The following is a 23826-nucleotide window of genomic DNA, read 5'->3' as shown; positions in this document are numbered from 1 at the left end:
GCCCGTCGTCGAGCACCTGCAGGAGCGTGTCGAAGACGTCCGGGTGGGCCTTCTCCACCTCGTCGAGCAGCACCACCGTGTACCCCGACCCCGCCGTCGCGGCCACGAGCAGCCAGGTCCGGGTGTCCGGCGGCAGCGCGCCCACCCGCCCGAGGTAGTGGCGCTCGAGCGTCGGGCCGATCGGCAGCGGCTCCGGCAGCAGCGTCCCGCCCACCAGTTGGTGCCCGGACAGCGACGGGGCCAGCTCGACGAGAGCCAGCGGGTTCCCGCCCGTGGCCGTGACGATCCGGTCGGCGATCGGCGGGTCGACGGGGCGGCCGAGCACGCGGTCGAGCAGGTCGATCGCGGCGGCGCGGGGCAGGCCCCCGACGGGCAGACAGGGCAGGTCGTCGAACGGGCCGTCCACCGGGCCGGGCTCGGCCGTGCGCTCCGCGAGGAGCAGCCCGAGCCCGCCCTCGTGCAGACGGCGCGCGGTGAACGCGAGGACGTCGCGCGAGTCCGCGTCGATCCACTGCAGGTCGTCGACGCAGCACAGCAGCGGGCCGTCGGCCGCGGCGGCCTCGAACGCGGCGCGCACGGCGGCGCCGATCCGGAAGCGGTCCGGCGGCGGCCCCGCGACCAGCCCGAACGCCAGGTCGAGCGCCTCCCGCTGCGGCGCGGGCAGGGTCGCGACGGGCACGCGCAGCGCGAGCAGCAGCCGCTGCACGCCGGCGAACGGCAGGGCGCTCTCGGATCCCACCCCGGCCATCCGGACCACGCGGAGCCCGCGCTCCTCGGCCGCACCGGTGGCGTGGCCGAGCAGCGCGGTCTTGCCGACGCCCGGGTCCCCCACCAGCCGCAGCACGGCCGACCCGCCCGCGGCCACGGCGTCGGCCAGGTCCTCGAGCCGGACGCGTTCGACCTCCCGTCCCAGCAGCACGGCCTCCCCCTCCACCCCGACCCGCGTCGAGCCTGCCGAGGTCACCGGCCCGTCGACAAGGACACGGAGGTCGTGGATCAGGACATGCGGCCGGTCAGCCGACCCGGACCCCGGTGCGCCCGCTCACGCAGTTCCCGAGCCCGAGATCTCGCCGTTCGCCCGGAGCCAGCTGAGAACAGCCAGGACTCGACGGTTGTCGTGGGACGTCGGATACAGGCCGAGTTTCGAGAAGACCGCGGCGACGTGGGCCTCGACCGTCTTGGTACTGATGAAGAGCTCTGTGCCGATGCGTGAATTCGAGCGACCCTCGGCCATGAGACGCAGGATGTCACGTTCCCGCCCGGAGAACGTCCCCAGTTTGCTCGCGACCCGGTGCTGTTCGAGCAATCGCACGATGATGTCCGGGTCGACCACACATTCCCCGGCCACGATCCGGGTCAACGCGTCGGTCAAGGTCTGCAGGTCCGCGACACGGTCCTTCAGCAGGTATCCGACACTGCGCGAGCTGGCCGCCAACAGACGAGCGGCATAGGCCGTCTCCGAGTACGTCGACAAGACGAGGACGCCCAGGTCCGGATATCGCCGGCGGAGCACCTCCGCGGTCGCGAGACCCTCGTCCGTGAAGGTGGGGGCCATACGGATGTCCAGAACGACCGCGTCCGGACAATCCGACTCGACCTCGCGCAGCAGGGCGGCGCCGGTCGCCTCGTCGGCGGTGACGTCGATACCCGCGATCGACAGCAGCGTCGTGAGGCCGCTGCGGAAGATTCCTGAATCGTCGGCCACTGCTACACGCATGGGAGCTCCGCGACCAATCGAGTGCCCGAACCGCGAGGACTGACGACGGTCAGCCGGCCGCCCAGGGCGGCCACCCGATCGTGCAGCCCGGCGAGCCCGCTCCCACGGGCGACGTCCGCTCCACCGACCCCGTCGTCGACGACGCTGACGCGGAGCCACTGGTTCACCGGCCGCACCCGCACTGCAGCACGCGCCGCACCGGCGTGCTTGACGGCGTTGGTGAGCCCCTCGCACGCGAGAAAGTACGCCGTGGCCTCCACCGCGAAGTTCCAGCGCTGCGGCGGAATGTCCAGGGCGACCTCCAGCGGCAGCCCCTCGACGACGCTCTCCAGTGCAGGAGCGAGTCCGGCCTGGGTCAGAACAGCCGGGTGGATGCCGCGCGCGAGGCCCCGCAACTCCTGGAGCGCCGTGTCGAGTTCGCCACGGGCCTGATCGACACCGCGCCGGACGGCGTCGTCGTCGTCGAGGGAAGCCGAGACCGCGGCCAGGTGCATGGCGACCGCGAGCAGCCGCTGCTGGGCTCCGTCGTGCAGGTCCCGTTCGAGACGGCGTCGCTCGACGAGGCCGGCTTCGACGATCCGTGCCCGTGACGCACGGACCTGGTCGAGCTGGGCGAGTATGCGTGCCTGCAGCTGAGCGTTCTCGAGGGCGAGCGCGACGGCGGCCACAGCGGTGTCGACAGCCGTGACGTATCGCCGTAGGGAAGGACTCCCCACGACCGCAGCGAGCGGGCGCCCGTCCGTCGTCTCCACCAGCGTGACGAACTCGCCATGATCGGTCTCGTCGAGAAATGCGGGATGCCCGGAGTCGTCCACGTACCCGCCGCTCTCGGCCACCCAGAAGAGGACGCACAGCGTCGGATCACACAGCGCGCCTCGCAACGCCGCCTGCACGTCCTCGATGGTGTGTAGCTGCCCGACGCCGAGGAGGAGATCTGCGGCCGCGGTCCTCGCCATCCGCCGCCGGACCGCGGCGACCAGGAACGCGAAGGACACGGTCAGCAGCAGGATCGCTTCGAGCGCGTAGAAGTGCCGGAACTGCGTCGACTGCAGGTCGTACTCGACGCCGAGGCGCGCCGCCACGTGCACGCCGACAACTGCAGCGACGCCGGCGGTCGCGAAGAGGACCGGAACGAGTACGCGCCGATCGAATCCGCGCGCGCGATGGAGACGCAGGGCGGTGAAGGCGACCAGCGTCAGCGCGATCCCGACGCCGCCGAGGTAGTAGACGAACTCTACGGATTGACTGATCACCGCCGAGGGGTGCAGCGTCGGCCACCACACCGCCTGGTCGTACCCGTACCAGGCCGGGTCGGAGGTCACGATCCAGATGATCCGGCCCGCCAGGAGCCAACAGAGCAGGAGCAGGAGGAAAATGCGCTCCGAACGGCGGGTCAGAGCGGCGCGAGGGTAGCGCAGCAGCACAGCGGCCACGAAGACGAACGTCAGGGGTTCCGCAAGCGCCGCCAGCACCGGGAGCGGTCCGACGGCACGGCTCCCGGCGAGTCCCACCGCCCAGCACACGCAGCACCCGAAGAACAGCCACCTGTAGTTGCGGTGTTCCTCGTCGTCCAGGGTCAACACCGCGACCGCCGCGAATGCGATGACGGCCAACCAATTGGTGCCGGCGAGAAGTGGATGAGGAGCCCACAGAGGAGCCACCAGATAGGCACCGACGGCACCAGCGATGATCAGCGTCCCGGCCATGCGTAACCAGGGGGCGGACCTCGTTCTCGGAACCACCTGCAGCGAGGCGGGCATCGGGACAGTGTCGCACCGCTCGACGGCCGGGCCCAGCCCGTTGTTCGATGCGAAAATGACGATCTCCGCGACCGAATGATCGGCGGACCACCCCATTCCGCCGGGCCGTCCCACCGATCACGGGGGCCACGAATGTACGGCCCGCAAGGGCACCTGGTGCGGGCTGCGGCGCCCTCCGGCCCGCCGCCCGCGGGGAAACATGAGGGGTAACCCTCGCTCGTTCCAGGGATCTCACTGCTTCGCACCGGTCTCCGCGCCTGCCATGGTTCGCCGAGGCATCGCAGGTCTGGGGGCGAAGGGACATGACGCAGGGGGCCCGCACCGCCACTCGTGGCAGGGTCCGCTGGCCCGCCCTCGCCCGGCTGACAATCGGTTTCCTGCTGGCGGTCGGCCCGACATTCGCCGAAACGGCAGGAGTCGCGCAGGCCGACACGACGGTGAGGTCGTCATCCACCCTTCCCGTGACGATCGTCCCGACCTCGACAGGTGTGACCGCCGAGGGAAGGACCGCGCGCGTGGATGATCGCGATTTCCATAGGGGCCACCGGGACGGATTCCGACGAGGAATTCAAGACGGTGACAAGAATTGCCTGCGACAATGCGAGGGGCGGCCCCTGCGAGAGGTCCGACCGGGAACCCACTACTCCCGACCGAGTCGCTACGTCGAAGGATTCGAGGCGGGCTACTGCAAGGCCCTGTCCGTCCAGCGCGGGTGATCGTTTCGCGTCGGCTCGATCTCGCTGCGCCGGTCGAGAACGATGCGCCCCGCGAAGGGCCGGCGGGCTCGGTCACGGGCTGACCCGCCGACCCGCTACTCCGCCAGCAGCTCGCGGGTCAGCTCGCCCACGGCCTCGGACTCGATCAGGAAGCCGTCGTGGCCGTAGGGGGACTCGATCACCCGCAGCTGCGCGCCCGGGATTCCCGCGGCCAGCTCCTCCTGCTGCGAGACCGGGTAGAGCCGGTCCGAGCTGATGCCGACGACGGTCGTGCGGGCCGTGACCCGGGCCAGCGCCTCGGCCGCGCCGCCCCGCCCGCGCCCGACGTCGTGGGCGTTCATCAGCTCGGTGAGCCGCACGTAGGAGCCGGCGTCGAAGCGGTGCACCAGCTTGGCCGCGTGGTGGTCCAGATAGGACTCGACGGCGTACCGGCCACCGTGGAACGGGTCCTCCCCGGTCTGCGGCTCGCGGCCGAACCGGGTGGCCAGCTCGTAGCCGCTGCGGTAGCTCAGGTGCGCGATCCGCCGCGCGACGCCCAGCCCCCCGTGCGGCCCGGCGCCGGGCGGGAGGTCGTGGTAGTCGCCCCCGTGCCAGCCCGGGTCGGTGCGGATCGCCGCGAGCTGCGGTGCCGCCCAGCCGATCTGGTCCGCCGACGCCGCGGCGGGCGAGGCCAGCAGCATCAGCCGGGCGACCCGCTCCGGCTCGGTCGCGGCCCACTCGAGCGCGCGCATCCCGCCCATCGACCCGCCGACGACCAGCGCCCAGGTGCCCACGCCGAGGGCGTCGGCCAGCGCGGTCTCGGACCGGACCGTGTCCCGCGCGGTGACCAGCGGGAACCGGCTGCCCCACGGCCGCCCGTCCGGCGCCCGGGACGCCGGCCCGGTGGTGCCCTGGCAGCCACCGATCACGTTGGGCGCCACCACGAACCACCGGTCGGTGTCCAGCGGGCGGCCCGGCCCGATCAGCCCGTCCCACCAGCCGGCGGTGGGCTGGCCCGGGCCCGCCGGACCGGTCACGTGCGCGTCGCCGGTGAGGGCGTGCAGGACCAGCACGGCGTTGGACCCGGTGGCGTCGAGCTCGCCCCAGGTCTCGTAGGCGAGCCGGACCTCCGGGAGCTCCCCGCCGGCCTCGAGCGGCACCGCGGCGGGGAGGTCCAGGAAGCGGCGTCGCCCAGGGTCCGTCCCCTCCCGCCACGCGCCGGTGGCGGGAGGGAGCAGAGTCTCCGGATCGGTGGTCGTCACGCGCTCTTCGCGGCGCGGAACCCGGCGTCGAGGTCGGCCTTGATGTCCTCGATGCCCTCCAGGCCCACGGACAGCCGGATCAGGCCAGGGCCGACGCCCGTGGACAGCTGCTCCTCGCCGGAGAGCTGGCTGTGGGTGGTCGACGCCGGGTGGATCACCAGGCTGCGGACGTCGCCGATGTTGGCCAGGTGGCTGTGCAGCTCCAGCGCGTCGACGAACTTCTTGCCCGCCTCGACGCCGCCGCGGATGTCGAACGCGACCACCGCGCCCGCGCCCTTGGGCAGGTACTTCTGCTGCAGCGCGTGCCACGGGCTCGACGGCAGCGCGGCGTAGTAGACCTTCTCCACCTCGTCGCGCTGCTCGAGCCACTCGGCCACGGCGAGGGCGTTCTGCACGTGCCGCTCGATCCGCAGCGACAGGGTCTCGATGCCCTGGATCAGCAGGAACGAGTTCAGCGGCGCGATCGCCGGGCCGAGGTCGCGCAGGAGCTGCACCCGGAACTTGATCAGGAACGCGAGCGGGCCGAGGGCCTCGGAGTAGTTCAGCCCGTGGTAGCTCGGGTCCGGCGTGGTGAGGCCGGGGAACCGCTCCGCCTGCGCGGCCCAGTCGAAGTTCCCGGAGTCGACGACCACGCCACCGATGCTCGTGCCGTGCCCGCCGAGGAACTTCGTGGCCGAGTGCACCACGATGTCCGCGCCGTGCTCGAACGGGCGGACCAGGTACGGGGTGGGCACCGTGTTGTCGACGATCAGCGGCACGCCGGCCTCGTGGGCGAGGTCGGCCACGAGCCGGATGTCCAGCACGTTGCTGCGCGGGTTGCCGATCGTCTCGGCGTAGAACGCCTTGGTGTTCGGGCGGACCGCGGCGCGCCACTCCTCGGCGTTGTCCGGGTCCTCGACGAACGTGACGTCGATGCCCAGCTTCGGCAGCGTGTAGTGGAACAGGTTGTAGGTGCCGCCGTAGAGCGAGGCGCTGGACACGAAGTGGTCCCCGGCCTGCGCGATGTTGAGGATGGCGAGCGTCTGCGCGGCCTGCCCGGAGGCGACCGCCACGGCCCCGATGCCACCCTCGAGCGCGGCGATCCGCTGCTCCAGGACGTCCTGCGTCGGGTTCATGATCCGGGTGTAGATGTTGCCCAGCTCGGCGAGGCCGAACAGCGCCGCGGCGTGGTCGGTGTCCCGGAAGGTGTACGACGTCGTCTGGTAGATCGGGGTGGCCCGGGCACCGGTGGTCGGGTCGGCGGAGGCGCCGGCGTGGACCTGCTTGGTCTCGAAGGACCAGGCGGCGGTGGGGTCGTTCTCGGGCATGCGGGGTCTCCTGTGGTGATCTCTGGGGCTACGCGTGAGGGATGGGGAGGTCAGCCGCGCGGGCGACAGGCCGCGCTGGTCACGCGCATGAAGTCGACATGGCGACGGGCCACGAGGCGGATCACGAAGGCGACCGTAACGGGGTCGTCATACCGGCACAACACCGGTCCGGGTGGCTGATCACCGTGGCCGTACGCTGCCGGGCGTGCTCGTCCTGCTGCCCCCGTCGGAGACCAAGCGCACCGGAGGCGACGGGCCGCCGCTCGACCTCGCCGCGCTGAGCCACCCCGAGCTCGACCCGGTGCGCAAGGCGCTGGTCGACGAGCTGGTGGAGCTGGCCGACGACGTCGCCGCCTGCCGGGCGGCCCTCGGCCTGTCGGAGCGGCAGCTCGACGAGATCGAGCGCAACGCGGCCCTCTGGACCTCCCCCACCGCCCCGGCGATCACCCGGTACACCGGCGTGCTCTACGACGCGCTCGACGTCGGGTCGCTGCGCGGGGCCGCCGCGGGCCGGGCTCGGGAGCGGCTCGCCGTGGGGTCGGCGCTGTTCGGGCTGGTCCACGCCGGCGACCCGATCCCCGCCTACCGGCTCTCCGCCGGCTCGGCGCTGCCGTCCGGCGGGACGCTCGCCGCGCGGTGGCGGCCGGTGCTGGAGCCGGTGCTCGCGCGACTGGCCGAGCAGCAGCTGGTGGTGGACCTGCGGTCGGGCGCCTACGCGCAGCTGGCCCGGGTCCCGGGGGCGGTCACGGTGAACGTGCTGGCCGAGCGCCCCGACGGGTCGCGCTCGGTGGTGAGCCACCACAACAAGTCGCACAAGGGCGGGCTGGCCCGACTGCTCGTGAGCAGCCGCGCCGAGCCGGCCGACGCGGCGGCGGTCGCGCGGCTCGCCCGCCGCGCCGGGCACGTGGTGGAGCGGACCGAGGACCACCTGGACCTGGTCATCCCCGCCTGAGCGCGAAGCCGGAGCGCGACTCACCGAAGCCAAGAGCGCGACTCGCGCACGTCCTCCCGCGAGTCGCGCGCTCCGGCACCGCGAGTCGCGCGATCCAGCACCGCGAGTCGCGCGATCCAGCACCGCGAGTCGGGAGCTTCAGCACCGCGAGTCGCGCGGTCCAGCACCGCGAGTCGCCACTTCCGGGAGGCGGGCACCGGGTCCGGAGCAGGGAGCCCTCCGGATCCGGCGGCCCGACCCCGCGCCGACCTCCCGGGTCGACCGCACCGGACCGGCGCCGACCTCACCGGGCCGACCTCACTGGGCCGCGTAGCCGCCGTCGACCAGGTGGTAGCTGCCCGTGATGAAGGTGGCGGCGTCGGAGGCGAGGAACGCGACGAGGTTCGCCACCTCCTCGACGGTCCCGAGCCGCCCGAGCGCGTGCTTCTCGGCGAGCGCCCGCTGCGTCTCCGCGTCGAGGTTGGCCTCGAGCAGCGGCGTGGTGATGAAGCCGGGCCCGACCGCCGTCACACGGACGCCCTGCGCGGCGTGCTCGAGCGCGGCGTTCTTGGTGAGGCCGATCAGCCCGTGCTTGGCGGTGACGTAGGCCGACGAGCCGGGGATGCCCACCGAGCCGAGCACCGAGGCCATGGTGACGATCGCCCCACCGCCGTGAGCCGCGATCGCGGGGATCTGCGCCTTCAGCCCGTAGAAGACCCCGTTGAGGTTGACGTCGACGACCGTGCGCCAGCTGTCCTCGGGGTACTCCCCGACCGGCGCGTTCGCCCCGCCGATCCCCGCGTTGTTCACCGCGATCCGGAGCGGCGCCAGCTTCTCGGCCGCCTCGACGGCCGCGCGCGCCACCTCGGGGTCCGCCGCGTCGCCGACGAAGGCCTCCCCGGTGCCGCCCGCGGCCCGGATCTCCTTGACCACGAGCTCCGCCACGTCCGCGTTCAGGTCGTGGACCAGGACCGCGGCACCGTTCGCGGCCAGCAGGTGCGCCACGGCCCGGCCGATGCCCGACCCCGCCCCGGTGACGATCGCGGACCGGTCCGCCACGTCGTAGCTCGCCATGATGATTCCTCTTCCTCGATTTGCCCGACGTTCGTCGGTTATCCGAATCCTACAAACGTCGGCTAACATCGGCCCCTTCCCGCGGGTCGAGTGAGGTGGGTCATGGACGCACGGCGGCGTCGCAGCCGGGACCGGCTGCACCGGGCCGTCCTCGAGCTCGCCCGGGAGACCCCCGTCGCGGACCTGACGATCACGCAGCTGGCCCAGGCCGCCGGCGTGCACCGCTCGACCTTCTACGAGCACGCGGCCTCCCCCGGCGACCTCCTGCGCGAGGCCCTGCGCGCCGAGCTCGACGACCTGCGGGCCGGCCTGCTCGACGACCCCGGCGACACCGACGCCGCCGTCCGGGAGGTCACCCGGCGGGTCCTGGAGCACATCCGCGGACACGCTCCGATCTACCGCCGCGGGCTCGCCCGGGACAGCGGTCCCGGCGCGCTGCACGGCATGCTCAGCGAGCACTTCCTGGAGACGAGCCGCCGGCTGATCGAGACCGGCCGGCTGCGGCTGCCGCTGCAGGTGCCCGGCGTGCCGGCCGACGCCGTCGCCGACACCGCCGCCCGGTTCGTCGCCCAGGGCACGGTCGGGACCATCCAGGGCTGGCTGGACCTGCCCGGGGAGCCCGAGGTCGCGGTGTTCGAGGACCTCTACCGCGCGCTGATCCCCGTCTGGTGGGTACCGGGGTGACCGCCGTCCGTGCCGCGGCCCTGGCCCTCGCGGTCCTCGCCATGGCCGCTGCTCGGCCGACGCACCGGCCGTCGTCGCGCACCGGGCTGGCCGACCTGGCCGCCCCGGTCGGCAGACCGGTCCTGTTCACCGAGGCCGGCTACAGAGGCGGCACGGCACCGTCACCGCGCCGTGGGCGTGGTCTCCCGGCGCGCCCGAGGACCAGGCCGAGCAGTCGTCCCCGTACCGGGCCCTCTGGACCCGCTTCGGTGACGAGCCCTGGTGGGCGGGTGTCCTGTTGGTGGAACCGGGCCGAGCCGCCCGATCCTGCCTCCGCCGCCCCGCTCGGCCACTCCCCGCGCGGCACGCAGGCCGAGCAGGTGGTGCGCGAGTCGGGGGCGGCACCACGGAAAACCGGTTGAGCCCGCGGCGCCGGCCGCGCGACCCTCTCCCCGACCGACGTGAGGTGAAGGAGGTGCCCCGATGACGACCGCCGCCCGGGTGGCGGCGCGCCCCGGCGCGCCCTCCGGCCACCGCACCCCGCGCTGAGACCCGGCACCGAGGTCGCTCGTGTGGGGTGTCCACCCCACGTCAGGAGAACCTCCTTCCGATGCGCGAGCGCATGCCCAGACGTCGTCGTGGCTTCGACGACGACGAGTACGTCCCCCACCCCGTGCACCTGCACGAGGACCCCGACCTCCCGCCCGCCGGTGACCGCTGGTCCACCTGGACCGGCGCGCAGCACGGCCCCGAGCCCCGTCCGCCCTGGGTGGAGACCGCGCACGCCGCGGTCGACACCGAGCTCGGCGTGCTCAAGACGGGCAAGGAGGCCGACGTCCACCTCGTCGAGCGCGGGGTCCCCGGCTCGCCCGGGGTGCTGATGGCCGCCAAGCGGTACCGCACCGCCGAGCACCGGATGTTCCACCGGGACGCCGGCTACCAGGAGGGGCGCCGCGTGCGCCGCTCCCGGGAGATGCGGGCGATGACCAACCGGACCGCGTTCGGCCGCGAGCTGCTGTCCGGCCAGTGGGCGGCCGCGGAGTTCGCGGCGCTGTCCACCTTGTGGTCGGCCGGCCTGCCGGTCCCCTATCCCGTCCAGCTCGACGGCACCGAACTGCTGCTCGAGTTCGTCGGCGACGGGGAGACGGCCGCGCCCCGGCTGGCCCAGCTCCGGCCGTCGGGCGCGGAGCTGGCCGACCTGTGGGCGCAGCTGGGCGAGGCCCTGCGCGGGCTCGCCCGGCACGGCTGGGCCCACGGCGACCTGTCCGCCTACAACCTGCTGGTGCACCACGGTCGGGTGGTGCTGATCGACCTGCCGCAGGTCGTCGACCTCGTCGGCAACCCGCACGGGGCGGACTTCCTCGTCCGCGACGTCCGGCGGGTCGCGGAGTGGTTCACCGCCCGCGGCCTGCCGGAGTCCGCTGGCGAGGAGCTCTTCCACGAGCTCGTCTCGGAGGCGGGCCTGACCTGAGCGAACGGCGCTCTCGTTCACACCTGGTGAGCGATCATCCGGGACCGCTGCGCCACGAACGGCGCTCTTGTTCACACTCAGTGAGCGAGAGCGCCGCTCGCTCATTTCACCGGGGGAGCGCGAGATCACGTGCCCGCCGGGCGATCGCGCGGTGACCGACGGGTAGGGTGGACCGAGGCGCCCGCACCGACGGCGCCTTGCACGTACCCGTCGGGCGCGCTCCCCTTGGCGCCCGGGCCCGTCCCGTGCCGGCCGCGCACCGTCGCCCGAGCCGCTCCGTGTGACGCGCCGACGTCCCGGAGGTCCAGTGACCAGTCCGTCCCGCCGCCCTGCCCGCCAGCAGGGCGCACACCAGCCCACCTCGGTGAGCAGCCGTAGGCCGCGCCGCTCCGGCGGCCGCCGCTCCGGCGCCCCGCAGCAGCAGCGCCCGGCTCGCGTGGCGCCGAAGCCCGCCATGCCCGAGGAGGTCCTCTGGACCGTCCCGGAGAGCGGCCTGCCCACCTTCGCCGAGCTCGGCCTGCCCGAGCCGGTTGTGCGCGCCCTGGACGCGGAGGGCTTCACCGAGCCCCGCCCGATCCAGGCCGCGAGCCTTCCGGAGACCCTCCGCGGGCGCGACCTGCTCGGCCGCGCCCAGACCGGGTCCGGCAAGACGCTCGCCTTCGGCCTCGCGCTCGTCGCGCGGCTCGCCGGCGGCCGCGCCCAGGCCCGTCGCCCCCGCGGCCTGGTGCTGGTCCCGACCCGCGAGCTGGCCCAGCAGGTCGTCGACGCAGTGGAGCCCTTCGCGAAGGCGCTGCACCTGCGGCAGGCCGTCGTCGTGGGCGGGCTGTCGATGAACCGTCAGATCGACACCCTCGCGCGGGGCGTCGACCTGCTCGTCGCCACGCCCGGCCGGCTCACCGACCACCTCAACGAGGGCACCTGCGACCTGTCGGCCGTCGAGATCACCGCGATCGACGAGGCGGACCGCATGTCCGACATGGGCTTCCTGCCGCAGGTCCGGCGGATCCTCGACCGCACCCCGGCGGACGGCCAGCGGCTGCTCTTCTCCGCGACCCTCGACAACGAGGTGTCGACACTCGTCGACCGCTACCTGCACGACCCGGTCACCCGGGCCGTCGCCTCCGCGGCCGCGCCGGTCGAGACCATGGACCACCACCTGTTCCTGGTCGACCGCGCCGACAAGAACCGGATCGTGCACGAGATCGCCGCCCGCGAGGGCCGCACTCTCTTCTTCGTGCGCACCAAGCACGGCGCCGACCGCGTGGTGAAACAGCTGCGCCGCGAGGGCGTGCAGGCCAGCGCGCTGCACGGCGGCAAGGCGCAGAACGCCCGCAACCGCGCGATCGACGCCTTCAAGGACGGCAGCATCCCGGTGCTGGTGGCCACGGACGTCGCCGCCCGCGGGATCCACGTCGACGACGTGAGCCTCGTCGTGCACGTCGACCCGCCGGGCGACCCGAAGGACTACCTGCACCGCGCCGGCCGCACCGCCCGCGGCGGCGAGTCGGGCGTGGTGGTCACGCTGGTCACGGCCGAGGAGCGGCGGGACGTCGACACCCTCATGCGGCAGGCCGGCGTCAGCCCGGACGTGGCCGACGCCGCCCCCGGCTCCGCCTCGCTGGTCGAGGTCACCGGGGCGCGCCGGCCCAGCGGCGTCCCGGTCGAGGCCCCGAAGCCCCCGCAGCAGCAGCCCGCCGCCGGCACCGGACGGCGGCGCCGCGGCTCCGGGCGCGTCGCGCCGGCCCGGCAGCAGACCGGCCGGAGTCAGCGGCAGCAGGCCCCCTCGGGCGGGCAGGGTGGACGTCGCGGTGGGCGGAGCGGGAGCCCGCGGAACGCCGCCTGACGGTCCCTGATCCACACCCGGGCGGGGGAGATCGCCTCCCCCGCCCGGTCGTGCATCGGTCTACAGCGCCCGGCGCCCCTTCCGGGCCGCCCGGCGGAGCTGGACGATCCGGGCGCTGCCCGGGATCGCGACCAGCAGCACCCCGGCGATCGCGGCGAGGAGCAGCGCAACGCCGGTGGGCAGGGTGCCCGTGGCGCCGAGGAAGTGGATCTGCACCGGGTCGAGGTTCTGCAGGATGAAGATCAGCAGGAACAGCAGGACGATCGCGGAGAGGATCAGCCCGACCCACATCCCGCTGACGCGCGTGCGGTTCGCCCCGGCGTGGCGGCCGGTGGTCCGCGGCGTCGCGGACGGCTCGGTCGGGACGGCCACGGTGGAGTCCGGCGCGGTCGCGTCCGGCGCGGTCGTGACGGACGGCGCCACCGGCGCGGTCTCCCCCTCGCTGGACGGCCCGGTCCTGGTCGTCCGGACCTGCTCGTCGCTCATCGCTTCCCCTCACTTGCCCCCGGCACGGGCCGCCCGGCTGCGCGGAGTATCGCGCAGGAACGGCCCCCGGGCGTCACCGGAGCGGGTGGCTCAGCGCGCCGGGCGCCGCATCGGCAGGTGCGCGACGCCGTCCCAGTCGTAGGCCGGGCCGGTCGCCTCGAAGCCGTAGCCGCGGTAGAAGTCGGCGAGGTGCTCCTGGGCGTCGAGCACGCAGGCGCCGTCCCCGATCTCCGCGATCACGGCGTCCATCAGCTGCTTGCCGAGCCCCCGCCCGCGCGCGGTCTTCGCCGTGCACAGCCGCCCGATCCGGTAGCCGCCGTCGGGCTCCTTGAGCAGCCGCACCGTGCCGAGGACGGCGGCGGGTTCGCCGTGCCCGGTCAGCCAGTAGTGCCGGGCGCGCTCCTCGAGGTCCCGCCCGTCGAGCTCGCCGTAGGGGCAGGCCTGCTCGACCACGAAGACGTCGACGCGCAACCTGAGCAGCTCGTAGAGGGTGGCGGCGTCGAGGTCGAGGGCCCAGGATCGGCGGAGCGTCGCGGCGGTCTCGGTCATGGCCCGTGCCTACCAGACTTCCGGTCGCGCCGACGCGGCCGCGGGCGATTAGCCTCGTCCCGTGTCCCACCACGATCTCGTCGTCATCGGTACCGGCTCCGGCAACACCTTCATCGACGAGCGGTACGCCGACAAGGACGTGGCCATCGTCGAGCACGGCGTCTTCGGCGGGACGTGCCTGAACGTCGGGTGCATCCCGACGAAGATGTACGTCTACGCGGCCGACGTCGCCGAGCACGTCCGGCGCGCGGCGAAGTACGGCGTCGACGCCAGCATCGACAAGATCCGCTGGAGCGACATCCGGGACCGGGTCTTCGGCCGCATCGACCCGATCTCCGCGGGCGGGCGGGAGTACCGGGTCCAGCGCAGCCCCAACGTCACCGTGTACTTCGGGCACGCCTCGTTCACGGGGCCGCGGGCCCTGCGCGTCGAGCGCACGGACGGCTCGGGCGAGGACGAGCTGACGGCCGACCAGGTCGTCGTCGCCGCGGGCGGCCGGCCGATGATCCCGCCGGTGATCGCGAAGTCCGGGATCCCGTACGAGACGTCGGACACCGTGATGCGGATCGACGACATCCCGCGGCGGCTGACCGTCATCGGCGGCGGCTACATCGCGGCCGAGTTCGCGCACGTGTTCTCCGCGCTCGGCAGCAAGGTCACGCTCGTCGTGCGCGGCGGGCGGCTGCTCAAGTCGCACGACGAGACCATCTCGCAGGCCTACACCGACCTGGCCGTGCAGGGCTCGCGCATCGACGTCAAGCTGAACACGCAGGTCAAGACCGCCTCGCAGACCACCGACGGGATCTCCCTGGAGCTCGACGACGGCACCACGCTGGCCGCGGACGTCGTCCTCGTCGCCGCGGGCCGCATCCCCAACGGCGACCGGATGAACCTGGGCGCCGGCGGCATCGGCACCCACTCGGACGGCCGGATCGAGGTCGACCGTTTCCAGCGCACGAGCGCGGAGGGGGTGTGGGCGCTGGGCGACGTCAGCTCGCCGTGGCAGCTCAAGCACGTCGCCAACCGGGAGGCGAAGGTCGTGGGGCACAACGTTCTGCACCCGGACGACCTGATCGAGATCGACCACCGGTACGTCCCCTCGGCGGTGTTCACCGACCCGCAGGTCGCGAGCGTCGGGAAGACCGAGGAGCAGTGCCGGATGATCGGCGTCGACTACGCGGTCAAGGTCCAGCGCTTCGGCGACGTCGCCTTCGGCTGGGCCATGGAGGACACCACCAGCCTCTGCAAGGTCATCGCGGAGAAGGGCACCGGCTGGCTGCTCGGCGCGCACATCATGGGGCCGGACGCGTCGTCGCTGATCCAGCCGCTGATCCAGGCGATGTCCTTCGGGCTGCACGCCCGCGAGATGGCCACCGGGCAGTACTGGATCCACCCGGCGCTGCCGGAGGTGGTGGAGAACGCACTCCTCGGCCTGGAGTTGTGATCTCGCCATTCGGGTGAAGGTCGACTTACCCTGGACCGGCAGATCCACCGCGGCCGGTGCCCGGGCCGCAGACCGACACACGAGGTAACCGCATGACCCTGGCCGCCCAGCCCGAGCAGACGCAGTCCGAGACCCGTTCCGGGCCGAAGCCCGTGCTCGCCGGGACACGCGGCCTCCCGCAGCAGATCGGCGTGTACGTCTTCGTGTTCACCCCGCTGGTCGCGCTGCTGGCCGCGATCCCGCTGGCGGTGACCGTCGGGTTCCTCGGCTGGCCGGACGTTGTCATCGGCGCCGTGTTCTACGTGATCAGCGGCCTCGGGATCACCGTGGGGTACCACCGGTACTTCACGCACGGCTCGTTCAAGGCCGCCCGCGGGCTGAAGATCGCGCTCGCGCTCGCCGGCAGCCTCGCCATGCAGGGCCCGGTGATCAAGTGGGTGGCCGACCACCGCCGGCACCACGCCTTCTCGGACAAGGAGGGCGACCCGCACTCCCCCTGGCTCTTCGGGACCTCGGCCCGCGCGCTGGCCAAGGGCTTCTGGCACTCGCACACCGGCTGGCTCTTCGACCGCAACCTCACCAACGAGGAGCGCTTCACCCCGGACCTGCTGGCGGACACCGACCTGCGCCGGATCGACTCGCTCTTCGGCCTCTGGAGCGTGCTGACCCTGCTGGTCCCCGCCGCGCTGGGCGGGCTGGTCACCTGGTCCTGGTGGGGCGCGCTGACGGCCCTGTTCTGGGCCGGGCTGGTCCGCGTGGCGCTGCTGCACCACGTCACCTGGTCGATCAACTCGATCTGCCACATGTGGGGCGAGCGGCCCTTCGCCGCGCGGGACCGCTCCGCCAACGTCTGGTGGCTGGCCGTCTTCTCCTTCGGCGAGTCCTGGCACAACCTGCACCACGCCGACCCGACCTGCGCACGGCACGGCGTGCGCAGGGGCCAGATCGACCTCTCCGCGATCACCATCCGGGCCTTCGAGAAGCTGGGGTGGGCCACCGCGGTCCGCTGGCCCACCACCAAGCGCCTCGACCGCCTCGCCAAGGACCCCGCCGCCGCCTGACCGGCGGCCGGGCACCTACAGGTGCCTGCCGTGCGAGCCCTCAGCTCGCTGCAGGCGGCTCCGCGACGGGCTGGGGAGGGCCGGCGGGGGTGGGCGTGGCGGCGGGGTCGTAGGGCTCCGCGGGCGGCGTCTCGCCCCGCACCTGCCCGACCAGCTCGGTGACGGCCGACATGATCGCCGCGGTGGCGCCGTCGAGATTGGTCTTGGTCCGCGGCTTGCCGATGTACGCCGACAGGTCGACCGGTGGCCCGGCCACCACGCTGACCCGCTTCCGCGGCCAGATCGAGGGCTTCCCGTCGGTCGGCAGCACGTCCTGCGTCCCCCAGTTGGCCAGCGGGATCACCGGCACCCCGGTCATCACCGCGATCCGCCCGATCCCGTTCTTCGCCTTCATCGGCCAGCCCGCGGGGTCGGCCGTGTACGTCCCCTCGGGGTAGAACACCACGACCTCGCCGCGCTCGAGCGCCGCGACGGCCTCCCGGTACGCGTCGGTGGCCCGGGCGGACTGCCGGTACACCGGGATGTGCCCGCCCTTGCCGAGGACCGAACGCACGACCGGGACGTCCCACAGCTCCGACTTGGCGAGGTACCGCGGCATCCGCCGGTGCGAGATCACGAACGCCGTGTCGAAGATCGGGTCGGACGACGACACGTGGTTGGCCGCGATGAGCACGCCGCCGGTGCGCGGGATGCGCTCGCCGCCCGACCAGCCGAGCTTCGTGAAGAGCATGACGAACGGCCAGATCAGCTCGATCGCGAGCCCGAACCAGAAGCCCGAGCCGCGACGCCGGCGGCGCAGCGTCAGCAGCAGGCGCCGGCGGGCCGTCAGCGGCGGCGGCAGGTCCGCGGGACTCGTCACGTCTCCTCCATCGGTCGGGTCCGCCCCCGATCCTCGCCCACGACGGGCGGGCGGCCGGGTCCGGGTCGGGCGAGGATCTGCGAGGTGTGACATGTCTCCCAGGACACCAGCCTCCGGGGCGGGGTGGAATCGGAGGAACTACGTAGCCCGAGCAGTAGCCCTGATCAGCCTGGAGTGGACGTGCCCGACCGCCTCCCGCGCCTCGAACCCGTCGGACCGCCGCCGGCCCGGCCGGCCGCGCTGGCCGTCGTCGCGCACGGGGGCAGCGCCAACGCGACCGACTCCGGCGGCCGGCGACGGCTCGCGTACTGGCGGATGGTGCCCTTCGCCCGGGCGCTCGCGCGGACCGACGGCGTCGCCGTCCTCATGCTGCGGTACCGGCTGCGCGGCTGGAACGGCGCCGCCCGCGACGCCGCTCGGGACGCCGAGGAGACGCTCGCCGCGCTGCACGAGCGCCACCCGGGCGTCCCGACGGCGCTGGTCGGGCACTCGATGGGCGGCCGTGCCGTGCTGTACGCCGCCGGTGCCCCCGACGTACGGGCCGTCGCCGCCCTGGCCCCCTGGCTCGACGGCACCGACCCCGTCGAGCAGCTCGCCGGCCGCAGCGTCCTGATCGCGCACGGCGACCGCGAGCGCATGACCGACCCGCGCGAGTCGCTGGCCTACGCCGTCCGCGCGCGCCGGGTGACCGAGCGGGTCGCGCGGTTCGACGTCCTCGGCGACGGGCACGCCATGCTCCGCCGCGCCCCGGAGTGGCACGCGCTCGTCACCCGCTTCGTGCTCGGCGAGCTCGGACTCGGACCGCAGGACCCGGCGATCGCGGACGCCATGCGGCAGCCCGCGCCGGGTGGCCTCCAGGTCCCGCTCGCCGGAGTCCGATGAGTACGGTCGCCGTGATCTGCCCCGTGCGACCGTCGGGGTGGGTCCGGTCGTCGTGGACGATATGTCCGAGGAGGTCGACGCGTGACCGTCGGCGACGGGATCAGCCGGGCGTGACCAGACCCGGCAGGCCGTCGAGGCTGACGTCGTTGCGGGTGCGGTGGTACTCGACCAGCTGCTCCGGCGACTTCTTCGCCAGGGCCTTGTCCAGGACGTCGCGCTCCTCGACCAGGTCCATCCGCGGCACGGCGAACCCGCAGGAGTCCGCCACCCGCGTGACGTCGACGGTCACCACCGAGCGGGCGCCGTGCATCCGGCTCGTGCCGGCCTCGCCGAACCCGGCCACGGCCTCCTCGAACCCGGGCTCGCCGACGGCGACGACCCGGCCGGTGCCGTGCAGCCGCAGGATGGTCGGGCGTCCCTCGAAGGCGCAGAACATCAGGCAGATCCGCCCGTTCTCGCGCACGTGGGCCACGGTCTCGATGCCGCTGCCGGTGAGGTCGAGGTAGGTGACCGTGTGGGCGTCGAGCACCCGGAAGGTGCCGCGCGTGCCCTTCGGCGACAGGTTGACGAGGCCGTCGCCGGCGAGCGGAGCCGTACCGACGAAGAAGACCGGCTGCCGCTCCAGCCACTCCCACAGCTTCGGCGTGATGCCGTCGTAGATCGTGCTCACACCAGCGAGCGTAAGGCCGGACCGGGCCCGGATCACCAGGCTTTCCGGCCGCTCTCGGCGAGCAGGCGGGTGTGCGCGTCGGCGTCGGACGGCGGGGTGAGGGCGGGCCCGAACACCGTTCCGGCGTCGCGGACCTCCTGGGGGATGCCCCGGACCTGCACGGCGAGCCGGGCCACCTCGTCGTCCGGGATCACCACCTCGAGCCCTGCCGCGCGGCCCAGGTCCCAGCGGTGCAGCACCAGGTCGAACGTCACGAAGTTGTCGACGGACCACTCGAAGGTCTGCGTGCCGAACATGCCGTCGTACGTCGCGCCGGCCCTCTCGGGGTCCTCAAGGTCGGCCTGCACGATCCGTCTGACGTGCGCGAACGCCTCCGCGCGGTCCTCCGGGACCGACTCGGGTTTGCGCCCCACCAGGCCCAGGAACATGCCGTGGACGTCGACGATGTGCGACACGACGTCGGCCGCGGTCCACCCCTCGCAGGGCGACGGCGCCGACCACCGGTCCGCGGGGACGGCGGCGAGCGTGGCGGCGAAGGCGTCCGCATGCCGGGCGTAACGGTCCGAGATCTCCGTCATGCGCCCAGCGTGGCACCGCTCACGGTGCCGGGGTAGGAGATGACCGTCAGGGCAGGGTGAGGATCTCCGCGCCGTCGGCCGTGACGAGCACGGTGTGCTCGAACTGCGCCGTCCTCTTCCGGTCCTTGGTGACGACCGTCCAGCCGTCGTCCCAGATGTCGTAGTCGATCGTGCCGAGCGTGATCATCGGCTCGATCGTGAACGTCATGCCCGGCTCGAGGACGGTGTGGACGTCGGGCTGGTCGTAGTGGAGCACCACGAGGCCGCTGTGGAACGACCGGCCGATGCCGTGCCCGGTGAAATCGCGGACCACGCCGTAGCCGAACCGCTTGGCGTAGGACTCGATGACCCGCCCGACGACGTTGAGCTCGCGGCCCGGCCGCACCGCCTTGATGGCGCGCATCGTGGCCTCGCGGGTGCGCTCGACCAGCAGCCGGTCCTCCTCGCTGACGTCGCCGGCGAGGAAGGTGGCGTTGGTGTCACCGTGCACGCCGCCGATGAAGGCGGTGACGTCGATGTTCACGATGTCGCCGTCGTTGATCACCGTCGTGTCGGGGATCCCGTGGCAGATGACCTCGTTCAGGCTGGTGCAGCAGGACTTCGGGAAGCCGCGGTAGCCCAACGTCGACGGGTAGGCGTCGTGGTCGACCAGGAACTCGTGGACCACGCGGTCGACCTCGTCCGTGGTGACGCCGGGGCGCACGGCCTCGCCGCCCACCTGCAGCGCCTGCGCCGCGATCCGGCTCGCGACCCGCATCGCCTCGATGGTCTCCGGCGTCTGCACGTCCGAGTCCCGGCTCGGCGACGGCGCCTTCTTCCCGACGTACTCCGGCCGCGGGATGTGGGCGGGGACGTCACGGATCGGGGTCGGCGCGCCGGGAACGAGAACTGCGGTCACGCCCCGACTGTAGCTCGCACCTCCCACGCCCTTCCGCCCACGGCGACGCAGGTCGCACCGGGCGCAGTGTGCCCACACAGCAGGTCGGCGCCTTGCACCGGGCACAGTGCGCTCACACAGCAGGTCGGCGCCGGGAGGGGTGGGACGACGGGTGCGGGCGCTCGGCGGGAGCGGGCGCTCGGCGGGAGCGGGCGCTCGGCGGGAGCGGGCGCTCGGCGGGTGCGGACGCTCGGCGGGTGCGGACGCTCGGCGGGTGCGGTCTCGTGACGAGTGCGGGATGGGATGCAGGCCCGGACGGGGTGCGAGGCGGGTGCGAGGCGGGTGCGGGGCGGGGGTGCGTCAGCGGACGGAGGTGCGACGGCGCGAGAGGTGGGAGGTGAGGGCGGCGATCCCCCGCCAGCCCAGCAGGAACACCGCCAGCGAGACCGTGGCGACGATGGCGAAGCTCACCGGCAGACGTCCGGTGAAGGCTGCGCGGAGCAGCAGGCCGAGGACGGCGGAGCCGGCGAGGACCAGCGCACCCGCCGTGACCCCGATTGGATGCGCCCGCACCCACGGCGTGGCCCACGCCGCAACGGCGCCGACCAGGAAGGGCGCGGCGGTGCCGAGCAGCCCGACCACGCTGCCCGCCTCCTCGTGGCTCGCGCGCCCGATCGCGGCGAACACCAGCACGGCGACGGCGTCGCCGGCGAAGGCGAGGACGGGGATGCGGGGACGGCGCACGGCACGAGCCTACGCCCGCGCCCGACGGGAGAGCCGCAGCGCCACGTCACAGCCCCACCCGCACCCGACCGACGATCAACGCCACCATGATCGCCGAACGCGTGCGACCAGGCCACCCCGAACCGCTCCCCGCACCGGACCGCCGATCACGGCCCCCGACTTCCACAACCGCAGCGCCGCACCACAACCCCACCCGCACACGTCCGACGGCCAGCGCAACCATGATCGTCGAAGTCGTGCAGTCAGCGCGCCCCGCACCGCCACAGCCGCACAGAACCGCCGATCAACGCCGCCAAGATCATCGAACGCGTGCACTCACGCGCCCCGCAGCACCATGCCCGCACCGGCTCGCCGATTACGTCCCCCGGACTTCCACCACCGCGGCACCACGGCACGCTCCGACGCACCCGACAGCGATCACGACGGCCATGATCGGCAAACGCGTGCAGCCAGGGCGACGCGCACCGCCATAGCCGCACGGAACCGCCGATCACGGCCTCCGGACCGCCACGACCGCAGCGCCCACACCACAACCCCACCCGGCACGCGTCCCACGGCCAGCGCCACCATGATCGTCGAACGCGTGCAGTCAGCGCGCCCCGCGCCGCCCCAGCCGCACGGAACCGCCGATCAACGCCGGCAACATCGCCGACCGCGTGCGGCCAGGGCGCGCCGACTCGCCCTCCCCGCACCGGACCTCCGATCACGGCCCCGGACCGCCACCACCGCGGCACCACGGCACGCTCCAGACGCACCCGACAGCGATCAGGACGGCCATGATCGTCGAACGCGTGCCGTCAGCGCGCCCCGCACCGCCCCACTCGCACCGAACCGCCGATCAAGAAAGCCAAGATCGCCGAACACGTGCAGTCAGGCACCCCGACTCGCCGTCCCCGCCCCGGACCGCCGATCACGACCCTCGAACCGCCACGGCCGCAGCGCACCTCACAACCCCGCCCGCACACTCCGACGACCAGCACCACCATGATCGTCGACCGCGTGCAGCCAGGGCGCCCCGCACCGCCACAGCCGCACCGAACCCGCGATCACGACCCCTGCAGACCCGCCAGGAAGCGCTGGGCGACACCGACCGCCGGGCCGGAGGAGCCGCCGTCGACAACCAGCACGGCGAAGGCGAGGTCGCCGCGGTAGCCCACGAACCACCCGTGCGCCCGGTTCGTCCCGTTCTGGCTGTACTCGGCGGTGCCGGTCTTGCCGTACACCTCGCCGGACCCGCGCAGCCCGGTGGCGGTGCCCTCCGTGACGACCTGCCGCATCATCGGGCGCAGCTGGTCGAGCGCGGCCGCGTCCGGCTGCGTCGCGGCGGTGACCGTGGCCGTGGGCCGGTCGCGGATCAGCTGCGGGACGACCGGGGCGCCGTGCGCGACCGTCGCCGCCACCAGGGCCATGCCGAAGGGCGTGGCGACGACCAGGCCCTGGCCGAAGCCGTCCTCGGCGCGCTGGACGAGGTCGTCGGCCGGCGGGACGTCACCGGTCACCGTGGTGAGCCCGGGCACCGTGTAGTCCGCCCCGAAGCCGAGCTGCAGCCCGGCGGTGGGCAGCGCGTCGGGGGCGAGCCGGGAGGCGAGGGTCGCGAAGGTCGTGTTGCAGGAGCGGGCGAAGGCCTGCTGCAGCGGTACGGTGCCCAGCACGAACTCGTCCTCGTTCGGCACCACACGGCCGCCGATCGACGTCGTGCCGGGGCAGGGCTCCGGCGTCGTCGACGTGACGCCGAGGTTCTGCAGCGCCGCGTTCGCCGTCACGATCTTGAACGTGGAGCCCGGCGGGTACCGGCCGGTGAACGAGATCGCCCCGGCCTGGTCGGCGGCGGCGTTCTGGGCCGCCGCGAGGACGTCGCCGGTCGACGGCTGGACCGCCACGATCGCGACCTGCTGCGGCAGCGTGTCCGCGGCGTCCTCGGCGGCGGCCTGGATCGTGCGGTCCAGGCTGACCTGCGCGGTGGTGCCGGGCGTGACGGGCTGCTCGGTCAGCGTCTTCTGCGTGGCCCCGGTGCTGTCGACGGCGTCGACGGACCAGCCGTCCTTCCCGTTGACCTGGGCTGCGACCTCGGTCCGCACGCCGGGCAGCACCTGGGAGGCGAAGTCGGCGTCGGGCGCCAGCAGCCGCGACGACGAGGTGAACCGCACCCCGGGGAGGTCGTAGATCTCCCCGCGGACGGTCTGGTAGTCGGTCTCGCGCAGCACCGCGACGGTGTAGGCCTGACCGTCCGGCGTGCGCGCCGCGCCGTCGGTGATCGACTGCTGGGTGATCTCGCGGTCGATCGGGCCCAGCGCCCGGGCGAGCGTGCCGGTGACGGCGTTGAGGTCTCCGGTCGCCTTGCGGTCCAACAGGATCGTGACGACGGCCGTCGGCGCGAGCAGGGGCGTGCCGGTGCGGTCGGTCACCGGGGCCGGGTCCGGGCTGGTGGTGCGCAGCGCGAGGGTCTGCCCCGTCTGCAGGTCCGGGTGCACCGCCCCGGGCACCCAGTGGATGCGCCAGCCGGTCTCCGCGTCCGGGGCGGGCTGCAGGTCCAGTTGGGCGAGGTAGCTCCAGCGCCGGTCCTGCCCGAGGTCCCAGGTGACGTTCACCGAGGCCGACGACCGCTGGCCCGCCGTGCGGACCTGCGCCACCTCGGCGGTGATCGCGGCCGGTCTCAGCGCGGTGCGGACCGAGCCGAGGAGCTCGCGGGCGACCGCGGCGTCGTCGGTCTGTGCGGCGGCCCCGGCGTCGTCGCCCCCGGCCCAGGCCTGCACGTACGCGTCGACGGTGTCCTGCGGGCCGCTGTCGCCGAACAGGCCGCACCCGGCCGTCGCGAGCACCGTCACCAGGGCGAGCAGGAGGGCCGGGATCCGGGCGGGACGGGGCACCGGACGAGTATGCATTATGGCTCCATAACGCGATTTCGGAGCCCACCTGGCGCCATTATGGTTCCATAATGCGCACAGAAGACCGC

Annotated in this window: 20 protein-coding genes and 2 pseudogenes; 7 read left to right on the top strand and 15 right to left on the bottom strand. The window is 73.4% G+C overall.

Annotation, left to right across the window (positions count from 1 at the left end):
• The 6 genes and pseudogenes from AB0B41_RS26270 to AB0B41_RS26245 all read right to left on the bottom strand — a co-directional run.
• Positions 1 to 82: pseudogene (locus AB0B41_RS26270) on the bottom strand (AAA family ATPase); the annotation flags it as partial.
• Between the two features lie 432 nt (positions 83 to 514).
• Positions 515 to 865: pseudogene (locus AB0B41_RS26265) on the bottom strand (AAA family ATPase); the annotation flags it as partial.
• A 177-nt stretch (positions 866 to 1042) separates the two neighbouring features.
• Entirely contained in the window at positions 1043 to 1717 is a 675-nt protein-coding gene (locus AB0B41_RS26260) for a response regulator transcription factor (RefSeq protein WP_358207838.1), read from the bottom strand.
• Complete coding sequence (locus AB0B41_RS26255; protein ID WP_358207836.1) at positions 1708 to 3423, bottom strand: histidine kinase; 1716 nt, start codon at positions 3421 to 3423, stop codon at positions 1708 to 1710. The genes AB0B41_RS26260 and AB0B41_RS26255 overlap by 10 nt, the downstream gene beginning before the upstream one ends.
• Positions 3424 to 4288: 865 nt before the next feature.
• On the bottom strand, positions 4289 to 5434 hold the full coding sequence (locus AB0B41_RS26250; RefSeq protein WP_358207834.1) for a homoserine O-acetyltransferase: 1146 nt from the start codon (positions 5432 to 5434) through the stop codon (positions 4289 to 4291).
• A complete protein-coding gene (locus AB0B41_RS26245) occupies positions 5431 to 6741 on the bottom strand; it encodes a bifunctional o-acetylhomoserine/o-acetylserine sulfhydrylase (RefSeq protein WP_358207832.1) in 1311 nt (436 codons plus the stop codon). The genes AB0B41_RS26250 and AB0B41_RS26245 overlap by 4 nt, the downstream gene beginning before the upstream one ends.
• Positions 6742 to 6946: 205 nt before the next feature.
• Between AB0B41_RS26245 and yaaA the strand changes: the two genes are divergently transcribed.
• Positions 6947 to 7693, top strand: a complete 747-nt coding sequence (gene yaaA / locus AB0B41_RS26240) for a peroxide stress protein YaaA (protein WP_358207830.1) — start codon at positions 6947 to 6949, stop codon at positions 7691 to 7693.
• A 297-nt stretch (positions 7694 to 7990) separates the two neighbouring features.
• Here yaaA and AB0B41_RS26235 read toward each other — a convergent pair whose 3' ends face one another.
• Positions 7991 to 8746 carry an SDR family NAD(P)-dependent oxidoreductase gene (locus AB0B41_RS26235; protein ID WP_358207829.1) on the bottom strand — a complete coding sequence of 252 codons (756 nt, stop codon included), beginning with the start codon at positions 8744 to 8746 and terminating at the stop codon, positions 7991 to 7993.
• Between the two features lie 102 nt (positions 8747 to 8848).
• Between AB0B41_RS26235 and AB0B41_RS26230 the strand changes: the two genes are divergently transcribed.
• The 3 genes from AB0B41_RS26230 to AB0B41_RS26220 all read left to right on the top strand — a co-directional run bounded on the left by AB0B41_RS26230 (position 8849) and on the right by AB0B41_RS26220 (position 12723).
• Positions 8849 to 9430: a TetR/AcrR family transcriptional regulator gene (locus AB0B41_RS26230; protein ID WP_358207827.1), complete on the top strand. Its 582-nt coding sequence runs from the start codon at positions 8849 to 8851 to the stop codon at positions 9428 to 9430.
• 589 nt (positions 9431 to 10019) lie between these two features.
• Positions 10020 to 10880 (top strand): RIO1 family regulatory kinase/ATPase, encoded by an 861-nt coding sequence (locus AB0B41_RS26225; RefSeq protein ID WP_358207825.1) that lies wholly within the window; start codon positions 10020 to 10022, stop codon positions 10878 to 10880.
• 454 nt (positions 10881 to 11334) lie between these two features.
• Entirely contained in the window at positions 11335 to 12723 is a 1389-nt protein-coding gene (locus AB0B41_RS26220) for a DEAD/DEAH box helicase (protein WP_358207845.1), read from the top strand.
• 60 nt (positions 12724 to 12783) lie between these two features.
• Here AB0B41_RS26220 and AB0B41_RS26215 read toward each other — a convergent pair whose 3' ends face one another.
• Positions 12784 to 13209: a lipopolysaccharide assembly protein LapA domain-containing protein gene (locus AB0B41_RS26215; RefSeq protein WP_358207823.1), complete on the bottom strand. Its 426-nt coding sequence runs from the start codon at positions 13207 to 13209 to the stop codon at positions 12784 to 12786.
• A gap of 90 nt (positions 13210 to 13299) precedes the next feature.
• Positions 13300 to 13758, bottom strand: coding sequence for a GNAT family N-acetyltransferase (locus AB0B41_RS26210; protein ID WP_358207821.1), 459 nt, complete (start codon positions 13756 to 13758; stop codon positions 13300 to 13302).
• A gap of 61 nt (positions 13759 to 13819) precedes the next feature.
• Between AB0B41_RS26210 and AB0B41_RS26205 the strand changes: the two genes are divergently transcribed.
• Together AB0B41_RS26205 and AB0B41_RS26200 are read left to right on the top strand one after the other, a co-directional pair.
• The gene (locus AB0B41_RS26205) at positions 13820 to 15202 is read left to right on the top strand and encodes a mycothione reductase (RefSeq protein ID WP_358207819.1); all 1383 of its coding nucleotides are present in this window, start codon (positions 13820 to 13822) and stop codon (positions 15200 to 15202) included.
• Between the two features lie 92 nt (positions 15203 to 15294).
• The gene (locus AB0B41_RS26200; protein WP_358207817.1) at positions 15295 to 16263 is read left to right on the top strand and encodes a fatty acid desaturase; all 969 of its coding nucleotides are present in this window, start codon (positions 15295 to 15297) and stop codon (positions 16261 to 16263) included.
• Positions 16264 to 16303: 40 nt separating this feature from the next.
• Here the strand turns inward: AB0B41_RS26200 and AB0B41_RS26195 are convergent, their stop codons facing one another.
• Entirely contained in the window at positions 16304 to 17122 is an 819-nt protein-coding gene (locus tag AB0B41_RS26195; RefSeq protein WP_358207815.1) for a lysophospholipid acyltransferase family protein, read from the bottom strand.
• Positions 17123 to 17302: 180 nt separating this feature from the next.
• Here AB0B41_RS26195 and AB0B41_RS26190 point away from each other — a divergent pair, with 180 nt between their 5' ends.
• The gene (locus AB0B41_RS26190) at positions 17303 to 18004 is read left to right on the top strand and encodes an alpha/beta fold hydrolase (protein WP_358207813.1); all 702 of its coding nucleotides are present in this window, start codon (positions 17303 to 17305) and stop codon (positions 18002 to 18004) included.
• A gap of 100 nt (positions 18005 to 18104) precedes the next feature.
• Here the strand turns inward: AB0B41_RS26190 and AB0B41_RS26185 are convergent, their stop codons facing one another.
• From AB0B41_RS26185 to AB0B41_RS26165, 5 genes are all read right to left on the bottom strand, one after another.
• Positions 18105 to 18674: a pyridoxamine 5'-phosphate oxidase family protein gene (locus AB0B41_RS26185; RefSeq protein WP_358207811.1), complete on the bottom strand. Its 570-nt coding sequence runs from the start codon at positions 18672 to 18674 to the stop codon at positions 18105 to 18107.
• A gap of 32 nt (positions 18675 to 18706) precedes the next feature.
• Positions 18707 to 19252, bottom strand: a complete 546-nt coding sequence (locus AB0B41_RS26180; protein WP_358207809.1) for a TIGR03086 family metal-binding protein — start codon at positions 19250 to 19252, stop codon at positions 18707 to 18709.
• Between the two features lie 46 nt (positions 19253 to 19298).
• Positions 19299 to 20150 (bottom strand): type I methionyl aminopeptidase, encoded by an 852-nt coding sequence (map, locus tag AB0B41_RS26175; protein ID WP_358207807.1) that lies wholly within the window; start codon positions 20148 to 20150, stop codon positions 19299 to 19301.
• A gap of 339 nt (positions 20151 to 20489) precedes the next feature.
• Positions 20490 to 20873, bottom strand: coding sequence for a DUF3054 domain-containing protein (locus AB0B41_RS26170; protein WP_358207805.1), 384 nt, complete (start codon positions 20871 to 20873; stop codon positions 20490 to 20492).
• 1046 nt (positions 20874 to 21919) lie between these two features.
• Positions 21920 to 23740, bottom strand: coding sequence for a penicillin-binding transpeptidase domain-containing protein (locus AB0B41_RS26165; RefSeq protein WP_358207803.1), 1821 nt, complete (start codon positions 23738 to 23740; stop codon positions 21920 to 21922).
• Between the last annotated feature and the right edge of the window lie 86 nt (positions 23741 to 23826).

Origin of the sequence: Pseudonocardia sp. NPDC049154 (genome assembly GCF_040648315.1) — a bacterium.
GTDB lineage: Bacteria > Actinomycetota > Actinomycetes > Mycobacteriales > Pseudonocardiaceae > Pseudonocardia.
The sequence above is the reverse complement of the archived record's forward strand: the minus strand, read 5'-3'. Positions and strand labels throughout refer to the sequence as shown.

Coding starts and splice junctions, on each gene's coding strand:
- AB0B41_RS26215 (WP_358207823.1), bottom strand. CDS start 13,209: ATGAGCGACGAGCAGGTCCGGACGACCAGGACCGGGCCGTCCAGCGAG.
- AB0B41_RS26245 (WP_358207832.1), bottom strand. CDS start 6,741: ATGCCCGAGAACGACCCCACCGCCGCCTGGTCCTTCGAGACCAAGCAG.
- AB0B41_RS26200 (WP_358207817.1), top strand. CDS start 15,295: ATGACCCTGGCCGCCCAGCCCGAGCAGACGCAGTCCGAGACCCGTTCC.
- AB0B41_RS26180 (WP_358207809.1), bottom strand. CDS start 19,252: ATGACGGAGATCTCGGACCGTTACGCCCGGCATGCGGACGCCTTCGCC.
- AB0B41_RS26255 (WP_358207836.1), bottom strand. CDS start 3,423: ATGGCCGGGACGCTGATCATCGCTGGTGCCGTCGGTGCCTATCTGGTG.
- AB0B41_RS26225 (WP_358207825.1), top strand. CDS start 10,020: ATGCGCGAGCGCATGCCCAGACGTCGTCGTGGCTTCGACGACGACGAG.
- AB0B41_RS26260 (WP_358207838.1), bottom strand. CDS start 1,717: ATGCGTGTAGCAGTGGCCGACGATTCAGGAATCTTCCGCAGCGGCCTC.
- AB0B41_RS26220 (WP_358207845.1), top strand. CDS start 11,335: ATGCCCGAGGAGGTCCTCTGGACCGTCCCGGAGAGCGGCCTGCCCACC.
- AB0B41_RS26235 (WP_358207829.1), bottom strand. CDS start 8,746: ATGGCGAGCTACGACGTGGCGGACCGGTCCGCGATCGTCACCGGGGCG.
- AB0B41_RS26210 (WP_358207821.1), bottom strand. CDS start 13,758: ATGACCGAGACCGCCGCGACGCTCCGCCGATCCTGGGCCCTCGACCTC.
- AB0B41_RS26230 (WP_358207827.1), top strand. CDS start 8,849: ATGGACGCACGGCGGCGTCGCAGCCGGGACCGGCTGCACCGGGCCGTC.